16 protein-coding genes are annotated in these 20,514 nt (G+C 57.8%); 10 read left to right on the top strand and 6 right to left on the bottom strand.

From position 1 onward, the window contains the following. Positions 1 to 160 precede the first annotated feature (160 nt). Positions 161 to 1,489, top strand: a complete 1,329-nt coding sequence (locus tag GG681_RS00245; protein ID WP_153543914.1) for a hypothetical protein — start codon at positions 161 to 163, stop codon at positions 1,487 to 1,489. Between the two features lie 4 nt (positions 1,490 to 1,493). On the opposite strand, the gene GG681_RS00240 is transcribed toward GG681_RS00245, so the two are convergent. Next, positions 1,494 to 3,908, bottom strand: coding sequence for a Tex family protein (locus tag GG681_RS00240; protein ID WP_153543912.1), 2,415 nt, complete (start codon positions 3,906 to 3,908; stop codon positions 1,494 to 1,496). Positions 3,909 to 4,232: 324 nt separating this feature from the next. Between GG681_RS00240 and gatB the strand changes: the two genes are divergently transcribed. Beyond that, positions 4,233 to 5,747, top strand: coding sequence for an Asp-tRNA(Asn)/Glu-tRNA(Gln) amidotransferase subunit GatB (gene gatB / locus GG681_RS00235; RefSeq protein ID WP_153543910.1), 1,515 nt, complete (start codon positions 4,233 to 4,235; stop codon positions 5,745 to 5,747). Positions 5,748 to 5,792: 45 nt separating this feature from the next. Here the strand turns inward: gatB and GG681_RS00230 are convergent, their stop codons facing one another. Next, positions 5,793 to 7,262, bottom strand: a complete 1,470-nt coding sequence (locus GG681_RS00230) for a hypothetical protein (protein WP_153543908.1) — start codon at positions 7,260 to 7,262, stop codon at positions 5,793 to 5,795. 306 nt (positions 7,263 to 7,568) lie between these two features. Here GG681_RS00230 and GG681_RS00225 point away from each other — a divergent pair, with 306 nt between their 5' ends. Next, positions 7,569 to 8,105 carry a DUF4177 domain-containing protein gene (locus GG681_RS00225; RefSeq protein ID WP_153543906.1) on the top strand — a complete coding sequence of 179 codons (537 nt, stop codon included), beginning with the start codon at positions 7,569 to 7,571 and terminating at the stop codon, positions 8,103 to 8,105. 6 nt (positions 8,106 to 8,111) lie between these two features. Here the strand turns inward: GG681_RS00225 and GG681_RS00220 are convergent, their stop codons facing one another. Continuing rightward, positions 8,112 to 8,366, bottom strand: a complete 255-nt coding sequence (locus tag GG681_RS00220) for a BolA family protein (RefSeq protein ID WP_153543904.1) — start codon at positions 8,364 to 8,366, stop codon at positions 8,112 to 8,114. 107 nt (positions 8,367 to 8,473) lie between these two features. Here GG681_RS00220 and GG681_RS00215 point away from each other — a divergent pair, with 107 nt between their 5' ends. The 7 genes from GG681_RS00215 (at position 8,474) to GG681_RS00185 (ending at position 16,555) form a co-directional block, all read left to right on the top strand. Continuing rightward, positions 8,474 to 9,100, top strand: coding sequence for a J domain-containing protein (locus GG681_RS00215; protein WP_153543901.1), 627 nt, complete (start codon positions 8,474 to 8,476; stop codon positions 9,098 to 9,100). Between the two features lie 293 nt (positions 9,101 to 9,393). Further along, complete coding sequence (locus GG681_RS00210; protein WP_153543899.1) at positions 9,394 to 10,005, top strand: methyltransferase family protein; 612 nt, start codon at positions 9,394 to 9,396, stop codon at positions 10,003 to 10,005. A 202-nt stretch (positions 10,006 to 10,207) separates the two neighbouring features. Continuing rightward, entirely contained in the window at positions 10,208 to 11,194 is a 987-nt protein-coding gene (gene cobS, locus GG681_RS00205; RefSeq protein ID WP_153543897.1) for a cobaltochelatase subunit CobS, read from the top strand. Positions 11,195 to 11,210: 16 nt separating this feature from the next. Further along, on the top strand, positions 11,211 to 11,912 hold the full coding sequence (locus tag GG681_RS00200) for an aspartate/glutamate racemase family protein (protein ID WP_153543895.1): 702 nt from the start codon (positions 11,211 to 11,213) through the stop codon (positions 11,910 to 11,912). After that, positions 11,909 to 13,783, top strand: coding sequence for a cobaltochelatase subunit CobT (gene cobT, locus GG681_RS00195; RefSeq protein ID WP_153543893.1), 1,875 nt, complete (start codon positions 11,909 to 11,911; stop codon positions 13,781 to 13,783). Before GG681_RS00200 ends, cobT begins: the two co-directional genes overlap by 4 nt. Positions 13,784 to 14,357: 574 nt before the next feature. Then, positions 14,358 to 16,148, top strand: coding sequence for an aminopeptidase P family protein (locus tag GG681_RS00190; protein WP_153543890.1), 1,791 nt, complete (start codon positions 14,358 to 14,360; stop codon positions 16,146 to 16,148). Between the two features lie 65 nt (positions 16,149 to 16,213). Beyond that, a complete protein-coding gene (locus GG681_RS00185; protein WP_153543888.1) occupies positions 16,214 to 16,555 on the top strand; it encodes a DUF427 domain-containing protein in 342 nt (113 codons plus the stop codon). 139 nt (positions 16,556 to 16,694) lie between these two features. Here GG681_RS00185 and GG681_RS00180 read toward each other — a convergent pair whose 3' ends face one another. The 3 genes from GG681_RS00180 to recN all read right to left on the bottom strand — a co-directional run bounded on the left by GG681_RS00180 (position 16,695) and on the right by recN (position 20,508). Beyond that, a complete protein-coding gene (locus tag GG681_RS00180) occupies positions 16,695 to 16,883 on the bottom strand; it encodes a hypothetical protein (protein ID WP_153543886.1) in 189 nt (62 codons plus the stop codon). A 179-nt stretch (positions 16,884 to 17,062) separates the two neighbouring features. Further along, on the bottom strand, positions 17,063 to 18,751 hold the full coding sequence (locus tag GG681_RS00175) for a chloride channel protein (RefSeq protein ID WP_153543884.1): 1,689 nt from the start codon (positions 18,749 to 18,751) through the stop codon (positions 17,063 to 17,065). 104 nt (positions 18,752 to 18,855) lie between these two features. Further along, positions 18,856 to 20,508 (bottom strand): DNA repair protein RecN, encoded by a 1,653-nt coding sequence (recN, locus tag GG681_RS00170; protein ID WP_153543882.1) that lies wholly within the window; start codon positions 20,506 to 20,508, stop codon positions 18,856 to 18,858. Between the last annotated feature and the right edge of the window lie 6 nt (positions 20,509 to 20,514).

The following is a 20,514-nucleotide window of genomic DNA, read 5'->3' as shown; positions in this document are numbered from 1 at the left end:
CCGGTTTTGAGGCTGCAGCCGCCCCGCTCTCACACATGTGAGCAGAAAGTTAATTTTTTTCCAACTGTGGCTGTAGAAACCTTAAGAGCGCCACTTTTGCGCCCAAAATTGGGGCGATCTTGGCAGGACCTAAGATGCTGCCAATCTGCGGAAAAAATAAATGCCCAACGCTCTTCGTCCTGCGCTGCAATCTGCGCTGCGCAGGATTTCAACCACCCCCCGGCCCGTTTCAATGCCCGCTGTTCTGACAGGTCTCCTGCCAAAACGCGTGCCCTTCGCACAGGATTTGCGCCGGGTCCGCTTGCCCAAAGCCTTGCAAAAACATCTCCCCCGCGAAGAAGTGCTTTCGGCCAAACTGGTGATCCCGGTGCAAGACAAAGGAGAGGATGAGGCGCAATGTGATGCGGCCCGCGGCCGCGGTGTTTTTCTGGCCCGGCAAGAACGCTGGGAAGATCTGACACATGAGCTAATGCGCGCCGATACAGAGCGCGCCGCCACCGGTGCCGGGTTGCCAATTGCGGATCTTCTGGCCTTTGGCGCCCGTTCCGACGTGGTGAACGCGGTGGATCACGCCCTCGAAGAAGGGACCGAGGTCGACAACCGGCTCTATGTTGATGGCATCATGGCGCTCGAAGCGGCCCGCCTCGCAGTGAAAGACAACCCATTGATGGCGGCCTTTGTGGCGCAGGCCCATCTGGATCTGGGCTGGGCCTGGCGCGGCGCAGCTGCCGCCGCGATCACCAAGACCCATGAAAGCCGCGCTAAAGTGCATTTTGATCGGGCCTGGTCGCTGGTATCGGCGCTGGACAATTCCCCAAGCCCCTTTGTGCAATCCACCCGCTGCAGCGCGCAGATCACACAGGAAATTGCTCCGATCAAACTGGCGGATGGGTTTGCCCAGCTGATTGCGCTTGATCCGATCAACTTTCGCAATATGCGCCACCTCGGCATAGCGCTGCGCCCAGCGCTGAGCGGCGAAAAAAACCTGCTTGAAATCGAAGCCCGCCGCGCCGCAGTACAAAGCGAAACCATCTGGGGCTCCGGTGGCTACACCTGGACCTATCTTGATGCGTTGATGCTGGATGATACCGCCTGCGAAACCGTGGATCTTGCGTTTTTCATGGATGGGCTGCGCGACATTCTGCACAACCGTCCTGCGCAGGAAACTGTGAACCTGCTGCTCGCATTCTGCGCCATTGGGGTGCAGCGTAATATGGGACAGTCGCTTACGGCGGATGCGGTACGCATGGAGATTTCCCACGCCGCTGACTGGCTCGCCCGCTATCACCTGCAAGAAATTCACCCGCTGCAATGGGCCCATGCGGCGGCGGGCTTTGCCAACAATGCCCATGTGCCCTCACCGCGCCACTTTGCGGCACGCGGCAGGGACGCCGCGCAGGGGTTCTTGCAAGAATGTTTCTCAGAAGAGCTCGCCCAAGGCCAGACGGTTTCATTTTCCGACGCTGGCCTTGAGGTCATCACCGGCTGATGGATTAGCGTTTTTTGAACGCATCCATCAGCGCAGCGCCCAGCGCGCCGGTATCACTGCCAGTTTTACCAGATTGACCACCAGCGTTGCGCGCGCCCTGCGACCGCCCGCTCTGCGCGCGACCACCTTTTGCGTGGGTGCCTTTTGCCTGGGTGCCTTTTGAATGCCCCCCCTGGGGTTTGCCGCCCTGGCGCGGGTTGCGCCCCGTCGACGCCTCGCCGCCACGCTCATTGCGGGCCTCTTTGGCCGACGCCCCACCATCTTTGCGCATGGTGAGACCAATGCGTTTGCGCGCCACATCCACCTCAGTCACGGTGACTTTGACCACCTGCCCGGTTTTCACCACCTCATGCGGGTCTTTGACAAAACGATCCGCCAGCTGACTCACATGCACCAACCCATCCTGATGCACGCCAATATCCACAAACGCGCCAAAGGCCGCCACATTGGTCACCGTGCCTTCCAGCACCATACCCGGTTTCAGGTCGGTGATCTCTTCCACCCCATCGGTGAATGTCGCAGTCTTGAACGAAGGTCGCGGGTCACGCCCGGGTTTGTCAAGTTCTGCCAGAATGTCGCGTACGGTGGGCAGACCAAAGCTATCATCAACAAAATCTTCGGCGCGCAGGCGGCTCAACGCGGAACTGTCCCCCATCAGCGCGCGGATATCACGACCACAGGCCGAGACCATTTTGCGCGCCACCGCATAGGCTTCGGGATGCACCGCAGAAGCATCAAGCGGCTCTTTGCCGTCGCGAATACGCAAAAACCCCGCGCATTGCTCATAGGCTTTGGGACCAAGACGCGCCACCTTCAACAGCTCCCGGCGGGACCCGAACGCGCCATTCACATCGCGATGCGCCACCACAGCCTCGGCAAGGCCCGGCCCAAGGCCAGAGACCCGCGCAAGCAAAGGCGCAGAGGCCATATTGAGATCAACCCCAACCGCGTTCACCACATCTTCAATCACCGCATCCAGCGATTTGGACAGTTTGTGCTGGTCCACATCGTGCTGATACTGACCCACGCCAATGCTTTTGGGTTCGATCTTCACCAGCTCCGCCAGCGGGTCCTGCAAACGCCGCGCAATCGACACCGCGCCGCGCAAAGATACATCCAGATCCGGGAATTCCCGCGCGGCCAGTTCCGAGGCGGAATAGACCGAGGCACCGGCTTCTGACACCACAACCTTGGTTGGCGCCTTTACCTTCGCAGGCAGGTTTTGCAGCACTTCCGCCACCATGCGTTCGGTCTCGCGGCTGGCGGTGCCATTGCCGATCGCCACCAGTTCAACGCCGTGATTGGCGATCAGTTTCAAAATCTCAACCTGCGCGCCCCGCAGGTCATTCTTGGGCTGAAACGGGTAAAGGGTCGCGGTCGCCACCAGTTTCCCGGTTGCATCCACCACTGCCGCTTTGACGCCGGTGCGAATGCCCGGATCCAGCCCGAGAGTCGGTCGCGCACCGGCCGGAGCTGCAAAAAGCAGGTCTTTGAGATTGCGGGCAAAGACCTCAATCGCTTCATCCTGCGCGCGCCCGCGCAGATCCCCCATCAGCTCCAACATCAAAGACAGCGACAGTTTCACCCGCCAGGTCCAGCCCGCCACTTTGCGCAGCCAGATGTCACCTTTGCCCTGGCCAGATGCGCCAAGTTCCGCCGCGACCATCGCCTCGGCGCGGCTCACACCATCTTCGCCGCCGGGGGCAATATCCACGTTCAGCACGCCCTCGTTAGAGCCGCGCAGCATTGCAAGCGCCCGGTGCGAGGGCACTTTGGACCAGGCTTCTGTGTGTTCGAAATAATCCGAAAACTTCGCGCCCGCCTGCTCCTGACCTTCCACAACCCGCGCGCTCAGCACTGCGTCGCGTTGCATGAACTCGCGCAGACGGCCAATCAGGCCTGCGTTTTCGGTCATCCGCTCGGTCAGAATATCGCGTGCTCCATTCAGCGCGTCTTTCACCGTTTCCACCGCCGCGTTCAGATATGTAGCCGCCAGCGCTTCGGGATCGGCGTTGCGATTTGCCAAAATGGCCTCTGCCAAAGGCTCCAGCCCATTTTCACGGGCAATCATCGCTTTAGTGCGGCGTTTCTTTTTGTAAGGCAGGTAAATATCTTCAAGCTGCGCCTTGGTATCCGCCGCAGCAATCGATTTTGCGAGTTCTGGCGTCAGCTTATCTTGCGCTTTGATCGTTTCAACAATAGTGGCACGGCGCGCTTCCAGCTCACGCAGATAGGCCAGCCGTTCATCCAGTTTGCGCAGCTGACTATCATCAAGCCCCCCGGTCACCTCTTTGCGGTAACGCGCCACAAAGGGCACCGTTGCGCCCCCATCCAACAATTCCACCGCCGCGCTCACCTGTTTGGTGGCGGCCCCGATCTCGGTTGCAATGGTCTGGGCGATACGGGCCTGGGTGTCCATGGGGCTCTCCTTTGAATGGGGCTGCTTAACTGGGCCGTTAAACTGGGCTGCGGGATGAAACGTTTAATCGCAGCCGTGATCCGGTGAAAGAGACAATATCGCCCGGATCCTATTGATTGGTAAGTGGGGCGTACGCCCCCTACGCAACACTTTGCCGACGGCTGGCAGCCAGGGCTCATACGCGCCAGGTGTTGCATCCCCAGCGCACGCCCCATTAACCCTGAGATCAGCGGCTTTTGTTAGATTGCCCCTCACGCCCCCTTGCCCCTTGGCGCGGGGGGGCCTAGAACCCTTGCAACTGATGATATTGGAGACGGCGAAACCATGCTCGACCTGACATATGAACTCCCCAAGCCCAAGGTAATCGCGGGCGCCAAGCATGACTGGGAACTGGTCATCGGCATGGAGGTGCACGCCCAGGTGAGCTCTAACGCCAAATTGTTCTCAGGCGCGTCCACCAAATTTGGCGCCGAGCCCAATTCAAACGTGGCTTTTGTTGACGCGGCGATGCCCGGCATGCTGCCTGTGATCAATGAATACTGCGTTGAACAGACTGTGCGCACCGGTCTGGGCCTCAAGGCCGAGATCAACCTGTGGTCAGCCTTTGACCGCAAAAACTACTTCTACCCGGATCTGCCGCAGGGCTATCAGATTTCGCAGCTCTATCATCCCATTGTGGGCGAAGGCGAAGTACTGGTGGAACTGGGCGATGGCACCGCGCGCAACGTGCGGGTTGAACGCATCCACATGGAGCAGGACGCGGGCAAATCCGTGCACGACATGGATCCCAACATGTCGTTTGTTGACCTGAACCGCACCGGCGTTTGCCTGATGGAGATCGTCTCGCGCCCCGATATTCGTGGCCCCGAAGAGGCCGCCGCCTATATCGCCAAGCTGCGCCAGATCCTGCAATATCTGGGCACCTGCGACGGCAATATGCAAAACGGCAACCTGCGCGCCGATGTGAACGTGTCGATCTGCCTGCCCGGCCAATATGAGAAATTCCAGGAAACGGGTGATTTCTCGCATCTGGGCACCCGCTGCGAGATCAAGAACATGAACTCGATGCGGTTTATCCAGCAGGCCATCGACGTTGAAGCCCGCCGCCAGATCGCCATTGTCGAAGCCGGTGGTGAGATCGAGCAGGAAACCCGGCTTTATGACCCCGACAAGGGCGAAACCCGCTCCATGCGTTCCAAAGAAGAAGCGCATGATTACCGCTATTTCCCCGATCCCGACCTGCTGCCGCTGGAAATCGAACAGGCCTGGGTGGACGATATTGCCGCCAATCTGCCGGAGCTGCCGGACGAGAAAAAAGCCCGTTTTATTGGGGACTTCAAGCTCACCGATTATGACGCTTCGGTCTTGACCGCCGAAGTGGCCGCCGCCGCCTATTTTGAAGCGGTTGCCAAAGGGCGCGATGGCAAGATGGCCGCCAACTGGGTCATCAACGAATTGTTCGGCCGTCTGAAAAAGGACGAAGACAAATCCATCACCGACAGCCCGGTCACCCCTGACCAACTGGGTGGCATCATCGATCTGATCGCATCAGACGCGATTTCCGGCAAGATCGCCAAGGATCTGTTTGAAATCGTCTATTCTGAGGGCGGTGATCCGGCCGAGATCGTTGAAGCGCGCGGCATGAAGCAGGTGACAGACACCGGCGCGATTGAAGCGGCGCTTGATGAAATCATCGCCGCCAACCCGGCGCAGGTGGAAAAAGCCAAGGAAAACCCCAAACTGGCAGGCTGGTTTGTCGGCCAGGTGATGAAAGCCACCGGCGGCAAGGCCAACCCCAAAGCGGTGAACCAGCTGGTTGCGCAAAAACTCGGCAGCTGATGCGGGTGACATGAGATCAAAGAGGCGTCCCCCGGGGCGCCTTTTTTAGTTAGCTGTGGAATTTGCGGCTTTTAAAAGCCAAGCGATAAGCCCTTCAACGCTCGTAGTTGCTTTGCTGATTGCTACCCCTTTGGCAACTTCAGCAAGGGGCACACCCAGATTTTTGGACTGCTCCAGATATAGCCGTAGAGACACAGCTACCAGCGCTGCGTTGAAATCAAATTCTTTGCGTAGATGGCTCTTGTAAGCTGGATTTACCGAAACGGCTTCATTTTTCGCCAACCCGTCCAATTCATCCAACAAAGTATCGAAAACGGACATTGCCGCTGGTGCCAAGGGAACGAGATCGTCTCGCATGTCAGTTTTGATTTGATCAAACCCGCGCGAAAGATCAGCAAACAATTCCCCCAAGGTCACTTCTTCGGACGAACGTATATCTTTGAGAACCCCCATACGAAGAATGGCTTCGGAGAAAAACTTGAACGTTAGGCCCTGCAGAGAGCGCACAGCGGCAGTTAGCCCGTCACTGTAGGAACCAAATTCCTGAAGCGTGTCATGGTTGGTCGAAAAATGCTGAAGCCGCTCCCCGCACACAATCACCCGACCAATATTGATGGACGCGAGCTGCTTTCCTTTTCCAATTTCTTCAAGCGCGCTCTCAAAACAGGTCAACACGCCGCCCGAGCCCTGAAGCTTCAGCTCTTCGCGTTTAAGCCCCGAAAGGAAAAGTTCGATTTCCCAGGTTACCTCCTCGGCCTCTCCCAGAAATGATTCCAGAATTTCCTGGTTCTTCAGCTCCTTAAGGTCATTTGCGAAGGGTAACATTTCCATCAGGTGACGAATTTCGCTGAAACTGAAACGCCCAAGCGAGGCGCGCAAAAGCCGCTCGGCAGTCAATCGAACCTGTGGGTCGACGCGGTAGGTACTGGCATTTTCAATCTCTTCGATCAGCGCCGCCATATGTTCCGCGCCTTTTTGCCAATCCTCATCCGGGATCAGCGCAATGTCGTGGAGGAGCTGCCAATGGCTTTCCCAATCGCCAGTCAAAGGGTGACCATCCATGATGGCCTCATACCAGCGGGCCCAGAACTCATACCTTTGATCTTGGCCCAACAAACGGGAGGGTAAATACAAAATTTTGTTGTAATCGGGTTCTTCTTCCCACAGCGAAGTTTCAAGTGAACCTCCAGCATTTTCCTGCCTATCGATATCTTTTTGAAGTAAGAGCCAAAATGCATCTGCTTTGTTAGCGTTGAAAGCCGTCTCAACGACGTCACAAGCATCCATTTCATCATAAAATGATAGATGCGGCGATGAGCCCGCCGCTCTGGCGCACCAAGAGGCTTCAGGCGCATTGTCCTGAAAGGCATGCGCACTTAGGTTGAGCGAGGCTTCGGCGGCAGAATTGGCTAACTCGAATATAGTTTCGGAGTTGTGACGAAATGCGATGGATGAGACCAGTAACGCACGAAGTATTGGAAGACCTCTGGAAACATTGCTCTGTGCTGGGGACATCAGAACATACTCATACCATACTGGTAGCGCACGCAAAGCACACCGTGTTGCCAACTGAACAGCATCTGACCGTCTTAGATGATCAGGACGCATTCTCAACCACGCCTCAAAACTCTCAATGTCCGTAATCTCGTCCGCCCGCATCGCAGCGCAAATCCCTCAAATCCAATACCATCACCCTGCACAACTGATGCGGCAGTCGCAAGCTGGGGCTTGCTCGTTTTGCGAACAGGGGCACAAAGCGCGGGGAAAACTTGACGCCTCTGTCGCTTTCGCTAAACCTCAGGGCAGTTCAGGAGAAAATTGATGTCCCCATTTGAATACAAGGTTGTCCCCGCCCCCGCCAAAGGCACCAAAGCCAAGGGTGTGAAATCTGCCGAGGCGCGGTTTGCCAATTCCATTGAGCTCACCCTGAACGAGCTGGCCGCCGAGGGCTGGGAATATCTGCGCGCAGAGCTTTTGCCCTCAGAAGAGCGCGCGGGCTTTGCCAGCACCACCACCAACTGGCGCAATGTATTGATCTTTCGCCGCGCCAAAGTAGTGGAATCAGATCTGCCGCTGGACTGGACCGACCCGCCTGCTCAAACGGATGACATTCCGCCCGCCGTCAGCGATGAGAGCCGCGCAGAGCCGCCGGTGACAGCTGCCGAAGCCGCGCCGGAAGAGGGTGAGCAAACCGCCACCGCAGGGGACCCCGAAGCGCCGCCAGAGGCCAAGCCCGTGCCCGGCCCTGGGGCCGTCAGAATGCTAAAAGACGATGGCGTCGAAGAGGTCAGCCCGGTGTTTGGTCTGACGGCCGCGCTGCAAAAACGCGCCCGTCAGCAAAAGGGCGAAGACGAGTAAAACCCGCTAGCCTGCCACATCCAGCGCCAGCGCGTGAATGCGGCCCATCACATCCCCAAGGGCTGCGTGAATCGCCCGGTGCTGGGCCACGCGGGATTTGCCATTGAAGCTGTCTGCGCGGATGTACACGTTAAAGTGACTTTCGCCTTTGCCGTCATGGCCTGCGTGGCCGACATGGCTGTTGCTGTCGTCCACAACCTCTATTTCACGGGGTTGAAACGCCGCTACCAGGCGGGATTCGATTTCGTCGCGCATGTTCATTTTTTGCCGATCTCCATAATTTTTTAGCTTTGCCTCTTCTATCTCACGATACTTGCATTAAACTGCCGGTCCCGAGTCGAATAGATGCGTCCAGAAGGTGGCCCCCAATGAGTAAGTCAGATCCTTTCGGTTTCGATATGTCCGTTAGTACTGCCAAAAAGAAGAACCCGCGTGGGCGTCGCGCCGCAAGTGGGGCGTCGGAAACGTCGGTGAGAACCTGCGATTCTCCCGATTGCGAAAAACCCGGTCAGTTCCGTGCCCCCAAGGCTCCGGATGTCTTGGATGATTTTTACTGGTTCTGCCAGGATTGTATTCGCGAGTACAATCAGAAGTGGAACTTCTTTGAGGGCACCACTGAGGCGGAACTGAATGCGCAGCGCTCCAAGGACAAGGTCTGGGAACGCGAAACCAAGCCGATGGGCGATCCCGAAGCACGCGCCTGGGCGCGGCTTGGCATTGAGGATCCGCATCAGGTTCTGGGCGGCAATGCCACCCGCAATCCGGGCCGCAGCGGTGGCGCTGTTGGGCGTCGCCTGCCTCCGACCGAGCGGCGCGCCTTGGAAATCCTTGAGGCCAGAGATGACTGGACCAAGGCTGAAATCCGCAAGGCCTACAAGAAGCTGATCAAAGTGCTGCACCCAGATATCAATGGCGGTGACCGCAGCCAGGAAGAACAGCTGCAAGAGGTCATGTGGGCCTGGGATCAGGTGAAAGACAGTCGCTCGTTCAAATAAGACGGCGGCGTGTGTGCCCTGCTGACAGGTTGTAATTTAAACCGGCGGAAACCCCGCCGGTTTTTTGCTGTCTGCGCTGCCCCATTGGCGGTTTTATCCCGGTTGCGCAGGGTGGTGCGCCCGCCCGTCCGCGCCCGATTTCAGTGTCGCCCAAGCACATGTGATGCAACTCTGTCTCAAAACTTCTGAATCTCTGTTACAATCGCTTGGTAGGAGCGACAGAACCCGCAGGGCGCTGCCGCTTTGCGCGACTGAGAACACTGGACAGATCCACTGGATAGCAGACAGGACCGATGACCGATTTTTTCAACAGCCTCCACACATTTGCCCTCTGGGCTGCCGTTCTTTCCGCCGTTGCCCTTGGCGGCCATCTGACGCTGAGCCTCAGACGCCCGGATCTGGGGCTTTGGCCCGCCTCCGACGGCTGGCGTCACCATCTGGCCTTTGGCCTGTTTCGCATTTTCTGCGGCACCACCGTGGTGTTTGCGGTCTGTGAGATCTTTGTGAACGGCTTTGGCCATTGGGCCCGTTATCTGGTCGGGCTGCCGATCATGGTGGTGGCCTTTGGCATCACGCTCTGGGGCTACCGGTTTCTGGGGCTCGACAATACCTATTGCGAAAGCGAAGGGCTGGTGACCGGCGGCATGTATGCCTATTCGCGCAATCCGCAATATGTGACATCGGTGCTGGCGACTGTGGGACTTGGCATTACCTCGGGCTCATTGATCACGCTGGGCTTTGCTGCAACGCTGTTTGCGCTGTATTTCCTGTTTGTGCTGAACGAGGAACGCTGGCTCTTGAAAGGTTATGGCCGCGCCTTTGCCGAATACATGAAATCGACCCCACGTTTTGTCGACGAGCGCAGCCTGGTTCTGGCCCATCGCTCCATCAAAGCGGCGCTGTAAATAGCAGCTTTTGCCCCTATACGAAGCTTTCTGGCGTAGGTCATCTGCGCCGGAAAACCATCAAATTTGCAACCTCCCCTAGGTAAATTAACATTCCATTGTATTAGCACGTTTGATCCCCTTGCTCTCCCTTGCCAGATCGGGCACCAATCTGCGGGAACAGATCATCCCACGCGGGTGAAGAGAGACAAGGACCACGGGAATGAGCGACGGATTTCTGGACAGCACTGCAAAACCAACCGAAGTGATTTCGGTTCGCGACACTTTTGGCATCGATACGGATATGACCATCAAGGGCTTTGCCGAAAGCTCCAGCCGCGTGCCCGAAATCGATCCCACCTATAAATTCGATCCCGATACCACGCTCGCCATTCTGGCCGGCTTTAGCCACAATCGCCGCGTGATGATCCAAGGCTACCACGGCACAGGTAAATCCACCCATATCGAACAGGTTGCGGCACGTCTGAACTGGCCATCGGTGCGGGTAAACCTTGATAGCCACATTTCCCGTATCGACCTGATTGGTAAAGACGCGATCAAACTGCGCGACGGCAAACAGGTAACTGAATTCCACGAAGGCATCCTGCCCTGGGCGCTGCGCAACCCGGTTGCGATTGTGTTTGATGAATATGATGCGGGCCGCGCCGATGTTATGTTTGTGATCCAGCGGGTGCTGGAGCATGACGGCAAGCTGACGCTGCTGGACCAGAACGAAATCATCACGCCTAACCCGCATTTCCGCCTGTTTGCCACCGCAAACACCGTTGGTCTTGGCGATACTACCGGGCTCTATCACGGCACCCAGCAGATCAACCAGGCCCAGATGGACCGCTGGTCGCTGGTGTCGACGCTGAACTATCTCAGCCACGACGCCGAAGCCGCGATCATCCTGTCAAAAGCGCCGCATTACAACACTTCTGAGGGCCGCGAGAAGATCTCGCATATGGTGACAGTTGCGGATCTGACCCGGACCGCGTTCATGAACGGCGAACTGTCGACCGTGATGAGCCCGCGCACCGTGATCAACTGGGCGCAAAACGCCGAGATCTTCCGCGATGTGGGCTATGCCTTCCGCCTGAGCTTCCTCAACAAATGTGACGAGCTGGAGCGCCAGACCGTAGCGGAATTCTACCAGCGCTGCTTTGACGAGGAACTGCCCGAAAGCGCGGCCAGTGTGAGCCTGGGCTAAAACAAGGATATAGGATATGCATATTGGCCTGATTGGCGGGATCGGCGTAGCGGCAACGATTGTGTATTATCAGCGGCTCACAGCTGCGGTAGACGCGCTTGGCGCAGAGCTTAATCTCACCATCAGCCATGGCGATATCCAAACCTTGATCCGCAACAATCTGGCGGATGATCGTGCCCCGCAGGCAGAGATTTTTGCCCGTCAGATTGACCAGTTGAAAGGTGCGGGCTGCGATTGTGTCGCGCTCACCTCCTTGGGCGCGCACTATTGCATCGATGAGATGGCCGCACTGTCGTCGCTTCCGATTGTTTCTGGTGTTACGCCTTTGGATGGTTTTTTTGCCGGTGAAAACATCAGCAAAATTGGCCTTTTGGGCACGCGGGTGGTGATGCGCACACGTATTTATGGGCAGTTGCAGCAAACCCAGGCGGTGGCGCTGGATGATGAGATCGAAACGCTTGGTCAGACCTATCAGGAGATCGCGGTTGCAGGGCAATGTACCCCAGCGCAGCGGGCAGAGCTGCTGGATGCGGGCCGTCGCATGATCGAGGATCACGGGGTGGATGCGATTGTGCTGGCAGGCACAGATCTGAACCTCGCCTTTGACGGACAAGATCCTGGCTATAAAGTAATAGATGCGCTGGATGTGCATGTGACGGTTCTGGCAGATCTCGCATGCGGTCGCAGAAGCCTTGATGAAGTGGCTATGAAGACATGAGTAAACCAAACGACAACCCGGCTGATCCGTTCAAAAAAGCCTTGGCCCAAGCCACCAAGGTCATGGCCGATGATGCAGAGCTTTCGGTCAACTACACGGTCGATCCCTCTGGGCTTTCGGGTGACACCATGCGCCTGCCGCAGGTCTCACGCCGGATGACCCGCGATGAGGTGCTTTTGGCGCGTGGCACTGCTGATGCGCTGGCGCTGAAACACAAGTTTCACAATACCGAGGTGCACGCCAGATATGCACCGCCGGGTGATATTGCGCGCGACCTTTATGAGGCGATGGAGACCGCCCGCTGTGAGGTGATGGGGGCAAAATACATGCCCGGCACCGCGTCAAACATTGACGTGAAAATCACCCATGAGGCGCTGCGCAAAGGCTTTGATCAGGTCAAAACCTCCGCCGAAGCACCGCTTGCGGCCTCGGCTGGCTATCTGATCCGTCATCTTGCCACAGGTCGCCCTTTGCCCGCAGCCGCGGCCAATGTGATGGAGCTGTGGCGCGGTTTTATTGAATCGCAGGCTGGCGACACGCTGGAAAACCTCGATGAAACCCTTGCGGATCAGGCGGCCTTTGCCAAATTTGCCCGCAAGATGATCACCGATCTTGGCTATGGCGACCAGCTGGGTGAAGACCCGGATGAGCGCAGCAACGAAGACGATGAGGAATCGGCAGAAGAGACCCCGGAAGAGGAACAGGATCCCGATTCCTCCGGTCAGGACGAGCAGGAAGAAGACGCCGACGCCACGCCTGAACAGCAACAGGAACAGCAGCAGGATGAAAGCCAGGCCCAGGTCTCCATGGACGACATGGCAGATGAGGAACTGGCAGATGAAACCGAAATCCCCGAAGGCGAAGCACCACTAGAGCCGCCTGCGCCGCCGGTCTCTGAGGCGGATCCCGGCTATAAGGTGTTCCTTGACAGCCATGATGAGGAAATCGCCGCCGAAGATCTGGCAGAGCCACAAGAGCTTGAACGGCTGCGCGCCTATCTTGACCAGCAGCTTGAGCCACTGAAAGGCGCGGTGAGCCGCCTTGCCAACAAATTGCAGCGCCGTCTGCAGGCGCAGCAGAACCGCTCCTGGGAGTTTGACCTAGAAGAAGGCATTCTGGATGCGGGCCGTCTGGCGCGGGTTGTCGCCAACCCCACAACGCCGCTGTCGTTCAAGATGGAGCGCGACACCGAGTTTCGCGACACCGTGGTGACGCTGCTTTTGGACAATTCCGGTTCCATGCGGGGACGGCCGATTTCCATTGCAGCGATCTGCGCCGATGTTCTCGCGCGCACATTGGAACGCTGCAATGTAAAGGTGGAAATCCTCGGCTTTACCACCCGCGCATGGAAAGGTGGCCAGGCGCGTGAGGCCTGGCTGAACGAAGGCCGCCCACAACAACCCGGCCGGCTGAATGATCTGCGCCATATCATCTATAAATCCGCCGATGCACCAATGCGGCGGACCCGGAACAATCTGGGCCTGATGATGAAAGAAGGGCTTTTGAAGGAAAACATCGATGGCGAGGCGCTGGAATGGGCGCACCGCCGGATGATCCACCGTTCAGAAGCGCGCAAGATCCTGATGGTGATTTCCGATGGGGCGCCCGTGGATGATTCCACTCTCTCGGTGAACCCGGCGAACTATCTGGAAAAACACCTGCGCGATGTGATTGCCATGGTGGAACGGCGCAAGCAGGTGGAACTTTTGGCGATCGGCATCGGCCATGATGTGACGCGCTACTATGATCGCGCCGTCACCATCACCGATGTGGAGCAGCTGGCCGGTGCGATGACCGAACAGCTTGCAGCGCTGTTTGACAGCGACCCCCGCGCCCGCGCCCGTGTGATGGGCATGCGCAGGGTCGGCTGATCGCAAGATATGACTGCCCTGCGCGGGTTAAGCCTGCGCAGGATGTATTTAAGCTGGGTGTTTCTGCGCTGGGTCAGAGGACCTAGGTTGGATGAGACCGCACTGTGTCAGATCAAACCGGACCAGCCAAACCAGGCCAGCCCGAACCGAACCAGACTACTCTGCATGAGAGGGCAAATTGGACGGCGTGGCCTGCACGGGTCATTCAAAATGCGCCGATCAAATTGGGCTCAGGCGAAGCGCTCCCGCCCCCTGCCCTTTGCATCAAAGATGCAAATTCAGGCGTTGGGCCTGGCCGCGCGCTGCGCGGCGGCTTGTGCAGATCGCAAAGAGCTTTTGCCATGTGCGGGTGCGCCACAGCTGCAACAGGCGCACGCCGCGCTTGCGCGGCGCTATGCCCAAGGGGGGCGGGCATTCTTTGAATGTCTGAAACGCGCGGGAGCGCTACCGGGCGTGAATTGCGACACAGATCGCTGCGTCGGGCTTGCCCCGCGTGAAGCAGCATGAAACAAATGCGCGATAAACGCACTCCCTACGCGCAGCCGACTAAAAGACCGGAACTGAGAGATCCAAGATGTTTCAAAGCTTTGACACCGTTTCCCACACCAGCGATGGGCCTCAGCGTCTTGAAGACCTGCGCGCAGCGCTGCGCGATCAGGGTTTTGATGGGTTTCTGGTGCCGCGCTCTGATGCGCATCAGGGCGAATATGTCGCCCCACGTGATGAGCGCCTGGCCTGGCTGACCGGCTTCACCGGATCCGCCGGGTTCTGTGCCGCGCTGCTGGAGGTTGCGGGCGTGTTTATTGATGGGCGCTATCGCACCCAGGTGAAACAGGAAGTCGCCGATGTCTTCACCCCGGTGCCCTGGCCGGATGTGACGCTGGCCGCCTGGCTGCGAGAACAACTGCCACAGGGCGGCAAAGTGGGCTATGATGCCTGGCTGCATTCACTTGGCCAGATCAAGCAGCTCGAGGCTGATCTGAAGGGCAGCGGCATTGAGATGGTGCGCAGTGACAATCTGGTGGATGCGATCTGGCACGACCAGCCAGAAGCACCCGCAAATCCAGCCATTGCACATCCAATTGAATTTGCTGGCGAAGCCGCGATCGACAAGGCACAGCGCCTTGGGGCAGAGCTGCGCAAAAACCACCATGACAGCGCTGTTCTGACCTTGCCGGACAGTGTGATGTGGTTGCTTAATATCCGCGGCTCCGACGTGGCGCATAATCCAATTGCGCAGTGTTTTGCGCTGCTGCATCAAAACGGCCGTGTCAGCCTTTACATGGATGCGACCAAGCTGACACCGCTGCCCGCAGAACTGGCGGAATTTGTCACCCTGCATGCGCCTGCTGATTTTCTCGACCACCTCGCAGCGCTTGAGGGCTCGGTTCTGGTGGATGCCGCCAGCGTGCCGCAGATCGTGGCGGACCAGCTGGGGGAGCGCTGCAGCCTTGGCGATGATCCCTGCCTGCTGCCCAAGGCCTGCAAGAACCCGGCCGAAGTGGCAGGCAGCGCGGCTGCGCATCTGCGCGATGGCGCCGCCGTGGTGGAGCTGCTGGCTTGGCTTGATGCACAGGCCCCGGGCAGCACCAGCGAAATTGATGTGGTCACCCGGCTAGAAGAATTGCGCCGCCGTGATCCCCAGCTGCGTGAAATCAGTTTTGACACCATTTCCGGCACCGGACCCAATGGGGCCATCATCCACTATCGGGTGAGCGAACAGAGCAATGCAATTCTGCAAGACGGCCATCTGCTGGTGCTCGACAGTGGCGGCCAGTATCTGGATGGCACCACAGACATCACCCGCACCATTGCCATTGGCACGCCGGGCGATGAGGAGCGCGCCGCCTTTACCCGCGTGTTGCAGGGGATGATCGCCATGTCACGTCTGCGCTGGCCGCGGGGGCTGGCGGGGCGTGATATTGAATCCATTGCCCGCGCGCCATTGTGGCAGGCCGAACAGGATTTCAACCACGGGGTTGGCCACGGGGTTGGGGCCTATCTCAGCGTCCATGAGGGGCCGCAGCGACTAAGCCGGATGAGCAGCGTGGCTTTGCAGCCAGGTATGATCCTGTCCAATGAGCCGGGTTATTACCGTGAAGGTGCTTTTGGCATCCGGATAGAAAACCTATTGGTGGTGGAGGATGCAGCCCCCCTACCCAGCGCTGACCCGGAGCGCGACTTTTTGTCCTGGCAAACGCTGACATATGCCCCGATTGACCGGCGGCTGATCGTCGCGGATGCATTGAGCAAGGATGAAAAAGCGTGGTTAAACATGTATCATTTCGACGTTGCAGAGAAGCTGTCACCTCTGGTGTCACCTGAGGCAAGAGACTGGCTAACATCCGCAACGCAGGAGATCTGAAATTCTCCTGTTACAAATACAGGGCAAAAGCCTGTAACATTCTGAACGATTGAGGGAACACTAATATGAGCGATATCCGTATCCGCAAAATCGATGGCACTTGGGTTGTGCGTTCCGGCGGCGCTGTGTTGGGGGAGAGCACAGAGGTTCTGGAAATGACCGAAGGCGATTCTGCGCCGGTTCGCTTTTTCCCGCGCGCTGACATCGCCATGGCGATGCTCGACAAAAATGGCAAAACCGTTGAGGATGCAGGAAAAGGCACCGCGACCTATTACGACATCGTGAACCTCTCTTCGACAACCGAAGATGCCGCCTGGTCTTATGAGACCCCAAGCGAAGCGCTGGAAACGGTTAAAGAGTATCTAACTTTTGCAAAGCTTGAGAGTTTGAAAGTCGAACAGGTTTAAATCGCAATTTTACCGATTAAAAACCAAAGCGCGAATGCATGCATTCGCGCTTTTCTTATGATCAACATACATTTTATGCGATAGTAAGACAGAAACCATCAGCAAGGCTGCACAGATCCAAGGTGTGAATTACTATATTTTACAACGCCTTGCAGCGATTGCTTGGGTATTGCGCCGCCAGACGCGCGCTGAGGCGATCATTATGAGCCTCCATGACACACTCGATTGCAAAATCAATTAGATCATCAAGCGCATTACGCGCCGGATCATTGTCTGAGGCATTCTTATATGGGTCGATCCGTTTCGGATCCGTTTTATAACTACACATTTCGCTGTTTCCGCAAACTGTGGTTTCACTGCTCGTTTACAAATTATTTTTCTTCGTTAACGGGAGAAATTCAAATGAAAGAAAAATTTAATCACTTCGAGGTGCAAAAAAGTCACATCCCAGTGATAGATAATGTGTTGGGGTTTTTCCGCCTAAACTTTGGGCGATGTCAGCAAAAATCAGCTGTGTTCCTCAGCCGCTGCTTCGGCCAGTGCAGCGTTATAGGCCTTGAGCACATCCACATGATACAGCGCCCCCAGCAGCGCGGGGCTGTCGCTGTCTGAAGCCTCAACGATGGGGATGAAATCCAATGTGTCATCGCGGTCAAACAAGGCAAGAGAGCGATCAAGCGTTGCAGAGACCGGCAACACCGTCCCCGCAGCAATGAGCGCCGCGCAAAGCTCTTCTGAGGCGCAGCGGGAACTGTGCAAAGGCCGCATAACATCGCCGCAGCTTTGCAATTGTAGCACATAGCCCTGTGGCCCGGCGGCACAATGGAGCCCGCGGTTTTCCAATTGCGTCAGGAAGAAGGAACGATCCACCACCTGTGAGGCAAACGCGGTGGAGACCGAGATCGCCACCATCACCGCAAGACCGATCTGCCAATCCCCCGTCAGTTCAAACACAATCAAAGTGGTGGAAATTGGCGCACCCAGCACCGCCGCCGCCACCGCGCCCATGCCTGCAAAAGCATAAAGCGTATGGGTGCCGGAAATATCGGGGAATATCCCTGTGGCAACCCAGCCAAAGGCAAGCCCGGTCATGGCCCCCACCATCAAGGAGGGGGAAAACACCCCACCGCCCATGCGCCCGCCCATGGTGATGGCTACAGCCGCAACCTTGATCACCACAAACAACATACATTGCTGCACCGTCAGGCTACCGGTGAGGGCGCGTGCAGTGGTTTCATAGCCAACACCAATGATGTGCGGGAACCAGATCGCAATAAATCCCAGCAACGCGCCGGAAATCGCCGGACGCAGCCAGCGCGGCAGGCCTGATGCAGTTTGCACTGTGGTCATCACCTGTTCGGTGAAAAAGATCGAGCGCATCAGCACCACGGCCACCACCCCACAAACGGCGCCGAGCAGCAGGAAAGCCGGGAGTTCAACATAAAACTGTAATTCGCCCGGAGTACGCAGATCAAATTCCGCCACATTGCCAAATTCCAGCCGGTTGATCACCGTCCCCGCAACCGATGCAATCACAATTGGGGCGAAGGCATGTACCGCAAAATGGCGCAGCACCACCTCAAGCGCAAAAAGCGCGCCTGCAATCGGTGCGTTGAAACTTGCAGAGACCGCGCCCGCCACCGCACAGCCCAGAAGGTCGCGACCAGTGATGCCGTCAGCGTGGATCCAATTGCTGACCCAGGTTGAGATCACCCCCGCAAGGTGCACAACCGGACCTTCGCGCCCAGAGGATCCACCGGTGCTGAGGGTAATCAGCGATGCCAGCGCCGAAGCCAGCCCCGCGCGCCGCTCAACCCGGCCATTGTTAAGCGCCGCACCCTCGATCACATCAGCAACAGATCGCACCCGCGCATCGGGAGTAAAGAAATGCAGCACCAGCCCCACAACCAGCCCGCCACAGGTCGGGATCAGCAGCAGCACATACCACGGCAGTCCTTCGGCAAAGGAGTGAATGAAATCCACATCCTCGGTCCCATAGGCAAGCGCCTGCAACCAATTGATGATCTTGCGGAAAAACAGCGCTGCTGCCCCGGCAGAACAGCCGATCACCAGGGCAATCAGCCAGAACTGGAACTGGCTTGGCCCGCGATGTCGAAACACTTTCCAGGAGGCTTTTGCCTGGCTCAGCCAATCACTGTAGAGGCGTTGAATAATGCTGTTCACGAAGCGCTGCATCTGTAATTTCTTGTTTCCTGGCCAGTGTTTTAGTCAAAATCGATCTAACACATCGTAAAAGATACCAAGAGTTTACGCAGTCTGCGCGTGATTTTACGCGCGCCCTAACCTTCTTGCAACAACAGCGCCTTGGCGGCTCCACGTGCCTCTTCTGTAATCTTGTCGCCCGCAACCATGCGCGCAATTTCATCCACCCGGTCACCCGCTGGCAGCGGCACAACCTGCGACAGCGTCACCCCGTCCGTGACCTGTTTTTGCACCCGCCAATGATACGCCCCCTGCGCCGCCACCTGCGGTGAGTGGGTGACAACCAGAACCTGGCTGCCCTCGGCCAGCGCGCGCAGACGTCTGCCCACCGCATCGGCCGTTGCGCCGCCAACACCGCGATCGATTTCATCAAAGATCAGGGTTTTGCTGGCATCATTGCCGCGCAGACAGACCTTAAGCGCCAATAGAAACCGGCTGAGTTCACCGCCAGAGGCGATCTTGTTCAGCGGCCCGGATGGTGCGCCCGGATTGGTTGCCACGGTAAAGGCAACTGCATCGCGCCCCTCTGGCCCCGGATCAGCTGCAGTGATTTCAGTTTTGAACACCGCGCGCTCCATCTTGAGCGGGGCGAGTTCGGTCATCACCGATGTATCAAGGTTTGCAGCGTTTTCCACACGGGCGGCGTGCAGTTTTTCTGCCGCCAGATCATAGGCGGATTCTGCGGCCAGCAACGCAGCCTCTTGCGCGGCAAGATCCTGATCACCGGCGTCCAACGTGGTCAGTTTCTGGCGCAGCCTGTCGGCATAATCCGCCAGATCATCGGCCAGCACATCATGCTTGCGTGCAAGCGCACGAATGGCAAACAGGCGCTCTTCGCAGTTTTCCAGCTCATGCGGATCAAAATTCAGCCCATCCAGCAGGCGCGCAACCGCGTTTTCAGCCTCGCCCAGTTCAGTCATGGCGCGATCCAGCGCGGCCAAGGGGCCTTCCAGCCCCTCGGCCTGATCACGATCAATCCCATCAAGCCAGCGATAAGCCTCTGAGGCAGACGGCTCTGCCCCCTCGGTCAACAGCGCATGGGCACGTGAGATATCAACGCGGATCTTTTCGGCGTTCTGCATCTGGCGGCGGCGGATATCGAGGGTTTCTTCCTCGCCCGGTTCGGGCTGCAGCTTATCAAGCTCGGCCACCGCATGGCGCAAAAACTCTTCCTCTGCGCGCACCGCCTCGAGAGCGTCGCGCGTGGCCTGAACGGTTTTGCGGGCCTGGCCCACGGCGGCCCATTTGGCGCGGGTCTCAGACAGCAGATCCCCAACTTCGGCAAATTCATCCAGCATGGCGCGGTGGCCACGCGGATTGAGCAGCCCGCGATCATCATGTTGGCCATGAAGTTCCAGCAACGTGGCCGACAAGGCCCGCAGCACTTCGCCAGAGCAGCGGCGATCGTTCACCCATGCGGTTTTGCGCCCGTCCGCGGTATTGATCCGGCGCAACAGCAGGCTTTCGCCCTGCGGCAAGCCCGCCTCTTCGAGGATGGCATGGGCGGCGTGGCCTTCGGGCAGGTCAAATTCTGCCACCACTTCACCCTGTTTGGCACCTTGGCGCACCAATTCAGAGCGCCCACGCCAGCCCAGTACAAAGCCAAGCGAATCAAGCAAGATGGATTTACCCGCACCGGTTTCACCCGTCAGCACATTCAGCCCCGGCTGAAACTGCAGATCCAGGTGATCGATGATCAATAAGTCACGAATTTCAAGCGCGCGTAGCATGGCTCC

Origin of the sequence: Tritonibacter aquimaris (genome assembly GCF_009617595.1) — a bacterium.
GTDB classification, from domain to species: domain Bacteria; phylum Pseudomonadota; class Alphaproteobacteria; order Rhodobacterales; family Rhodobacteraceae; genus Epibacterium; species Epibacterium aquimaris.
Note: the sequence above shows the minus strand (reverse complement) of the source record. Positions and strands in the feature narration are given on the sequence as shown.

Coding starts and splice junctions, on each gene's coding strand:
- GG681_RS00245 (WP_153543914.1), top strand. CDS start 161: ATGCCCAACGCTCTTCGTCCTGCGCTGCAATCTGCGCTGCGCAGGATT.
- GG681_RS00240 (WP_153543912.1), bottom strand. CDS start 3,908: ATGGACACCCAGGCCCGTATCGCCCAGACCATTGCAACCGAGATCGGG.
- gatB (WP_153543910.1), top strand. CDS start 4,233: ATGCTCGACCTGACATATGAACTCCCCAAGCCCAAGGTAATCGCGGGC.
- GG681_RS00230 (WP_153543908.1), bottom strand. CDS start 7,262: ATGTCCCCAGCACAGAGCAATGTTTCCAGAGGTCTTCCAATACTTCGT.
- GG681_RS00225 (WP_153543906.1), top strand. CDS start 7,569: ATGTCCCCATTTGAATACAAGGTTGTCCCCGCCCCCGCCAAAGGCACC.
- GG681_RS00220 (WP_153543904.1), bottom strand. CDS start 8,366: ATGAACATGCGCGACGAAATCGAATCCCGCCTGGTAGCGGCGTTTCAA.
- GG681_RS00215 (WP_153543901.1), top strand. CDS start 8,474: ATGAGTAAGTCAGATCCTTTCGGTTTCGATATGTCCGTTAGTACTGCC.
- GG681_RS00210 (WP_153543899.1), top strand. CDS start 9,394: ATGACCGATTTTTTCAACAGCCTCCACACATTTGCCCTCTGGGCTGCC.
- cobS (WP_153543897.1), top strand. CDS start 10,208: ATGAGCGACGGATTTCTGGACAGCACTGCAAAACCAACCGAAGTGATT.
- GG681_RS00200 (WP_153543895.1), top strand. CDS start 11,211: ATGCATATTGGCCTGATTGGCGGGATCGGCGTAGCGGCAACGATTGTG.
- cobT (WP_153543893.1), top strand. CDS start 11,909: ATGAGTAAACCAAACGACAACCCGGCTGATCCGTTCAAAAAAGCCTTG.
- GG681_RS00190 (WP_153543890.1), top strand. CDS start 14,358: ATGTTTCAAAGCTTTGACACCGTTTCCCACACCAGCGATGGGCCTCAG.
- GG681_RS00185 (WP_153543888.1), top strand. CDS start 16,214: ATGAGCGATATCCGTATCCGCAAAATCGATGGCACTTGGGTTGTGCGT.
- GG681_RS00180 (WP_153543886.1), bottom strand. CDS start 16,883: ATGTGTAGTTATAAAACGGATCCGAAACGGATCGACCCATATAAGAAT.
- GG681_RS00175 (WP_153543884.1), bottom strand. CDS start 18,751: ATGCAGCGCTTCGTGAACAGCATTATTCAACGCCTCTACAGTGATTGG.
- recN (WP_153543882.1), bottom strand. CDS start 20,508: ATGCTACGCGCGCTTGAAATTCGTGACTTATTGATCATCGATCACCTG.